The following is a 6,315-nucleotide window of genomic DNA, read 5'->3' as shown; positions in this document are numbered from 1 at the left end:
GCGCCACCGCCGGAGGCCTGGCGTGCACCGGCGGTCAGCGTCTTTCCACTGGAAAAGACCGCCCGCATTTCACCGCCTTCCAGCGTCACGGTGCCCTGGGTGAAGTTGAGTTCAATGCGCTCGGGAAAACCGGGGTAGGCCGCCGTGGTGGCCTGAACCACAGCGACCGCACCGCTGCTGTAGTGCAGCAATGCGGCAGCCGTGTCTTCGCCCTCCWTGCGATGCACTGCGCTGGTGCTTGCAACGCCTGTGACGCGCTCCGGCATGCCGGTGAAGCTGAGCAGCAGGTCGAGCGTATGAATGGCCTGCGTGATCAGCACGCCGCCGCCGTCCCGCGCCAGGGTGCCGCGTCCGGGCTCATCGTAATAACTTTGCGGCCGCCACCACCGGATCGACGCGGCAGCGCTGACCAGCGGGCCCATAACGTCGTCACGCAGCAGTGCCGCCACGGCAAGGGCCGCGTCGCGCATGCGGTGCTGCAGCATCACTGCCAGCATGACCCCCGCAGTTTCGCAAGCATCGACCAATGCATTGGCCCGGTTCAAATCAATTTCGAGGGGCTTTTCGACCAGCACATGCTTGCCCGCACGCGTTGCCTGCTGCACGAGGTCCAGATGGGTATTGGGCGGCGTGAGAACCAGCACGGCTGTTACGCTGGCGTCTTCCAGAATATCTTCCAGTCGCGTAGTTCGGCGCGCCCCTTGGGGCACTTCTACAGCGGCCAGCCGTTCGGGATTTCGCCCATAAACCCATGYGACGTCTGCTTCACTGGCCAGGTCTTCAAGACTTCGGAAGTGAGGTGCCGAGCCCAGCCCTGCGCCAATGACGGCGAGGCGCAGCCGCGCAGGGCTGGGTATGGACGGCATGTTCAGTCAAGCTTGACGTTGGCCGCCTTGATGACTTGCGCCCATTTCTCGACCTCTGCCTTCTGGAAGGCGGAGACCTGCTCGATCGTCATGCTGGAYGGTTGCATGCCCAGTCCTTTGAGGCGTTCCTGCATCTCGGGCTGCGCGGTGATTTTCATGATTTCATCGTGCAGCTTGTCAATGATGGGCTTGGGGGTGCCGGTGGGTACAAAAATGGCTTGCCATGAGGCAACCTCAAATCCGGGGACGGATTCGGCCACCGTTGGCACATTCGGCATGGACTCCAGGCGCTTGGCGGAGGTGACCGCCAGCGCACGCACCTTGCCGCTCTGGATATGAGGACCTGCTACGACCGTGGTGTCGAACATCATGTCCACCTGCCCGCCGATCACGTCCTGGATGGCGGGGCCGCTGCCTTTGTAGGGCACATGGATGAACTGGGTGCCCGACTTGAAGCCCAGCAGTTCCAGCGAGAGATGCTGCGATGTGCCGCTGCCGGCCGATGCGGAAGAAATGGTTTTGGGTTTGGCCTTCGCTGCGGCCAGCACGTCCTGCAGCGTTTTGTAAGGGCTGTTGGCCCCCACCACCAGCACGACGGGGTTGGTGCCGATGAGCGCCACCGGCGAGAAAGACTTGATCGGGTCGTAGCCCAGTTTCGGGTAAAGGCTCACATTGATGGCATGCGAGCTGACGGTGCCGCCCAGCATCGTGTAGCCATCTGCCGGTGCGCGGGACGCGACTTCCGAGCCGACGCTACCGCCAGCACCGCCCTTGTTGTCAATCACGATGGTGGTGCCGAGTACCGGCCCGAGTTTTTGGCCAATCAGCCGGCCCAGGATGTCGGTGGTCCCGCCTGCAGGAAAGGGCACGATGAAGGTGATGGGTTTACTGGRCCACTTGTCTTGTGCGAAGGCAGGAAGTCCCAGCGCCGACAGGGCAGCGCCAGCAAGTGCGGAATGGATGAGGGAACGGCGTTTCATGATGTCTCCTGTGTGTTGTCTGGTGGTGTTGTCTGGTGGTGTTGGTTGGAACTACTTACTTGATGGCCTGAATGCGTTCGTACAGACTCTTGGGCCACGGGGCATCGGCAGCGGTGAGCGAAGGCAAGACCGCTGCGGCAAAAGGCGCGCGGTCTACCTTGTTGACGGTTTTGCCTTTTTTCTCGAACTCGGCGACCAGGCGGTTTTCGGCATCGACGATGTCCTGGCTGGCGCGGCTCGACGCCTCCCAGAGCACCTGGTCGAAGACCTTCTTGTCGGCCTCACTGAGTTTGGACCAGACCGAGCTCGACACGGCCGTGAGCAGCGATTCGGTGATGTGGCCGGTCAGGGTGATGTATTTCTGGACTTCGTAAAACCTTTTGGCCTCGATGGTGGGAAGCGGGTTTTCCTGTGCATCGACCGTGCCGTTTTGCAGCGCCAGGTAGACCTCGGCAAAGGCGATGGGCGTCGGGTTCGCACCCACGGCCCTTGGGAACATCACAAAAAGTGGTGCGTCGGGCACGCGCAGCTTGAGGCCTTTCATGTCCTCGGGTTTGTTGATGACCTTGTTGGAAGTCATGTGGCGCAGGCCGTAGTAGGTGTAGCCTGCAATRTGCTGGCCRCCGGTCTTGCTGGCATAACCCTGAGCCAGCTCCTGAAAGATCGGRCCGTTACGGAATGCCTGRAAGTGCGCGTAATCGCGAAACACAAAAGGCGCGGCGGCGATCGACARCGGCGGGTGTGCACGCCCGGCAAAGGCCGCGCCGGTGTAGATGATGTCGACGGTGCCCAGTGTCAGGCCCTGGTTGATGTCGGTTTCCTTGCCCAGGGATGAGGCCGGGAAGACCTCCACCACATAGCGGCCGTTGGTCTTCTTCCTGATTTCGTCGGCGGCCCAGACGGCCTGCTTGTGAAAGGTCTCCGAGGTCTCGTAGACGTGAGCCCATTTGAGTTTGGTCTGGGCTGCGGCGGCGCCTGCGCCCAGCGTGCCGGCCAGTGCCAGCAGCGTCGCACCCGCAATGCTGCAAAGGGTTCTGCGTTTCATGTCTTGTCTCCTGATTGTTTGTAATGGCTCAGTGGGTATCGTTGGTGGGGAAAGGGCGCCGCGGTATACCGCCCCCGGCGCCTTGCGGGCTACAAACTTCCCGTGCAGATGGGCATGGCAGATTTCCGGAATCCTCTAAATTCCGGCGGCCTGCTGGATTCATCGAACCATGCAGGGCATCTTGTTGTTGAATTTCCAGTTGGGGATCAGGTATTGCATGGCCACGGCATCGTCGCGCGCACCGAGGCCGTGCTTGAGGTAAAGCTGGTGCGCTTTTTCCACTTCAGCCATGTCCAGCTCTACGCCGAGGCCCGGTGTTTTTGGCACTGCAACCTGGCCGTCCACAATTTGCAAGGGTGCCTTGGTCAGGCGCTGGCCGTCCTGCCAGATCCAGTGGGTGTCAATCGCAGTGACTTTGCCCGGCGCGGCCGCAGCCACGTGGGTGAACATGGCCAGGGAAATGTCGAAGTGGTTGTTGGAGTGCGAGCCCCAGGTCAGCCCCCATGTCTGGCAGATCTGCGCGACGCGCACTGAGCCTTGCATGGTCCAGAAGTGTGGATCGGCCAGCGGGATGTCGACCGACTGCAGGTGGATGGTGTGCGACAGCTCGCGCCAGTCGGTGGCGATCATGTTGGTGGCGGTCGGCAGGCCGGTGGCCCGGCGAAACTCCGCCATCACTTCGCGGCCGGAGAACACGCCTTCGGCGCCGCAGGGGTCTTCTGCGTAGGCCAGCACATCGCCGCGGCCCTGGCAGATGCGGATGGCATCCTTGAGCAGCCACCCGCCGTTCGGGTCCAGTGTGATGCGCGCATCGGGAAAACGTTCGGAGAGGGCGATGATGGCTTCCATCTCTTCCTCGCCCCGCAGCACGCCGCCCTTGAGCTTGAAATCCTTGAAGCCGTAACGCTTGTAAGCCGCTTCGGCCAATGCCACGATGCCATCGGCGTCCATGGCGGTCTCGTGGCGCAGGCGCAGCCAGTCGTCCTCCGCATCCGGCGCACTGCCATAGGCCAGATCCGTCTGCTTGCGGTCGGCCACATAAAAGAGGTAGCCCAGCACGGCCACTGAATCCCGTTGCTGGCCTTCGCCCAACAGTGCGGCCACAGGTACGCCCAGGAATTGGCCCAGCAGGTCGAGCAGGGCGCTTTCCACGGCAGTGACGGCMTGAATCGCCACACGAAGGTCGAAGGTCTGGTTGCCGCGGCCGCCGCTGTCGCGGTCCGCAAAACGTGTGCGCAGGGTGTTGAGAATCTGGTTCCACGCGCCTACCGATTGCCCTTCGATCAGTTCACGGGCGTCTTCCAGGGTGTTGCGGATCTTCTCGCCGCCCGGTACTTCACCTACGCCGGTGCGGCCTGAACTGTCGGTCAGGATCAGCAGGTTCCGGGTGAAAAATGGGCCGTGGGCACCGCTGAGGTTTAACAGCATGCTGTCCTGGCCGGCCACGGGAATCACCTGCACGCGAGTGATTCGGGGAGTTTGGGAAAGGGCGTGAGGGGCTGTTGCGGGAGCGTTTGAAGCGGGCATACCGGACTTGCTTGTAGGATGGTTGATAAAACAATTTATCAGTTATCGTACAACTCGTCGATTATTTATGCAACCAGATTTGTACCCAGAGTGCGAGGCGCTTGAGGTTCGGAAGGCTCTTCGGGTGGCTGCATGGTGTGCGCGTTATTGCCCCGGCGAAGCCGTTCACGGCTATTGGACAGGTGCGTCCGCATGGCGGCGCGTGCGGCCTCCGCATCCTGATTGCGGATGGCGTTGTAGATGCTCTCGTGCTCGCTGTTGACCCGCTGCAGGTAGTTGAAGCGGCCTTCGGGTGCGCTGTGCGCCGTGTTGACGCGAGTGCGCGGAATGATCATGGTGCCCAGGTAGGTCATCAGGTCGGCGAAGTGCCGGTTGCCCGTGGCGCGGGCCACTTCCATATGGAACTGGAAGTCCGGTGGCACGGCGTCAGAGTCCAGGCTGATGGAGTCGTGAAAGGCGCGCAGTGCATTTTCCAGGGCCTTGAGGTTTTCTGGCGTTCTCCTCTGGGCGGCAAGGCCGGCGGCTTCGGTTTCCAGGCTGATGCGCAGCTCCAGCACCGAGATCACATCGGCCACAGTGGCAAAGTCCTCGGCGGTGATCTTGAAGTTGCCGGCGTCCTGCGGTTGCAGGACAAAGGTGCCGATGCCGTGCCTGGTTTCGACCAGCCCTGAGGCCTGGAGCTTGGACAGCGACTCGCGCACCACGGTCCGGCTCACGTCAAAACGGGCCATGATTTCGGCTTCAGTGGGCAGTTTTTCGCCCGGCTGCAGGTGACCTGAACGGATGCTGGTGGCCAGATTTTCGACGATCTCACTCACCAGTCCGCGGGGGCGGCGCATGCGCAACGGCTCTTCGTGAAAGCCAACCGTAAGGCCTGCCTCAGAGCGACTAGGGGTTTTCCTTGAGTCCATTAAAAAACCATTGACAAGCTAGGGGGCGAACTGGAGAATTCCAAGTCATCAGACAACCTATGACTGCGATGTTCTTGGGTTGACTTTAACAAACTTCATAAAAAAGTCCAGTGTTTGCAATCACACCGGACGCAGATTAAAAAAATGACCATCAAAGTTCACGAAAAGCTCTTGTTGACCGGCGCGGCCGGTGGCTTGGGCAAGGCCTTGCGCGAGCGCCTGAAGGCCAATTGCTCGGTACTCCGGCTGTCCGACGTGCAGCCTTTCGGTGCTGCCGGAGCCAACGAAGAGGTGATTTTGGCCGATCTGGCCGATGCCGCCGCCGTCCACACCATGGTTCAGGGCGTGGACGCGATTGTCCACCTGGGCGGTGTCTCGGTAGAAGGGCCCTTTGGTCCCATCCTGCAAGCCAACATCCTGGGCGCCTATAACTTGTATGAGGCCGCGCGCAAGAACGGCGTCAAGCGCATCGTCTTTGCCAGCTCCAATCACGTCACCGGCTTTTACCGCCAGGACCAGACCATCAATGCCGACCATCCGCCGCGGCCCGACGGTTTGTACGGCCTGAGCAAAGCCTTCGGTGAAGATCTCGCGCGCCTGTACTTTGACCGCCACGGCATTGAAACCGCTTGCGTGCGCATCGGCTCTTCATTTGCCGAGCCCAAAGACCGCCGCATGCTGGCCACCTGGTTGAGCTTTGACGACCTGCACCGCTTGATCACCGCCTGCCTGACTACGCCGGTGCTGGGCCACAGTATTGTGTTCGGCATGTCCGACAACGCCGTCACCTGGTGGGACAACAGCCGCGCACGCCACATCGGTTATGTGCCGAAAGACAGCTCGGACATCTTTCGCGAGGCCGTCTACGCCCGAACCCCCGCGCCTGACCTGAAAGACCCGGTCGCCCAGTACCAGGGCGGCGGCTTCGTAGTAGCCGGTCCTTTCGGCGACTGAGTGGTCAGGATAAACATGAGCGAGTCTCACGT

The 6,315-nt window shown here is 61.4% G+C and carries 6 protein-coding genes; 1 reads left to right on the top strand and 5 read right to left on the bottom strand.

What is annotated here, in order from left to right; all coding sequences use genetic code 11:
* The 5 genes from AC1D1X_RS13115 to AC1D1X_RS13095 form a co-directional block, all read right to left on the bottom strand.
* Positions 1–866, bottom strand: an 866-nt coding sequence (locus AC1D1X_RS13115) for a Gfo/Idh/MocA family protein (RefSeq protein WP_477698422.1), incomplete at its 3' end; no start/stop codon positions are given.
* A gap of 2 nt (positions 867–868) precedes the next feature.
* Entirely contained in the window at positions 869–1,846 is a 978-nt protein-coding gene (locus tag AC1D1X_RS13110) for a Bug family tripartite tricarboxylate transporter substrate binding protein (RefSeq protein WP_477698421.1), read from the bottom strand.
* A gap of 55 nt (positions 1,847–1,901) precedes the next feature.
* The gene (locus AC1D1X_RS13105) at positions 1,902–2,891 is read right to left on the bottom strand and encodes a sialic acid TRAP transporter substrate-binding protein SiaP (protein WP_477671064.1); all 990 of its coding nucleotides are present in this window, start codon (positions 2,889–2,891) and stop codon (positions 1,902–1,904) included.
* A gap of 159 nt (positions 2,892–3,050) precedes the next feature.
* A complete protein-coding gene (gene gudD / locus AC1D1X_RS13100; RefSeq protein ID WP_477698420.1) occupies positions 3,051–4,418 on the bottom strand; it encodes a glucarate dehydratase in 1,368 nt (455 codons plus the stop codon).
* A 65-nt stretch (positions 4,419–4,483) separates the two neighbouring features.
* On the bottom strand, positions 4,484–5,257 hold the full coding sequence (locus AC1D1X_RS13095; protein ID WP_477671062.1) for a FadR/GntR family transcriptional regulator: 774 nt from the start codon (positions 5,255–5,257) through the stop codon (positions 4,484–4,486).
* A 216-nt stretch (positions 5,258–5,473) separates the two neighbouring features.
* Between AC1D1X_RS13095 and AC1D1X_RS13090 the strand changes: the two genes are divergently transcribed.
* Positions 5,474–6,283 (top strand): NAD-dependent epimerase/dehydratase family protein, encoded by an 810-nt coding sequence (locus tag AC1D1X_RS13090; RefSeq protein WP_477671061.1) that lies wholly within the window; start codon positions 5,474–5,476, stop codon positions 6,281–6,283.
* Positions 6,284–6,315 lie beyond the last annotated feature (32 nt).

The sequence above is a fragment of the Polaromonas sp. P1_G4 genome (assembly GCF_056405475.1).
This window is presented reverse-complemented; position numbering and strand designations above follow the sequence as displayed.

Coding starts and splice junctions, on each gene's coding strand:
- AC1D1X_RS13095 (WP_477671062.1), bottom strand. CDS start 5,257: ATGCGCCGCCCCCGCGGACTGGTGAGTGAGATCGTCGAAAATCTGGCC.
- AC1D1X_RS13090 (WP_477671061.1), top strand. CDS start 5,474: ATGACCATCAAAGTTCACGAAAAGCTCTTGTTGACCGGCGCGGCCGGT.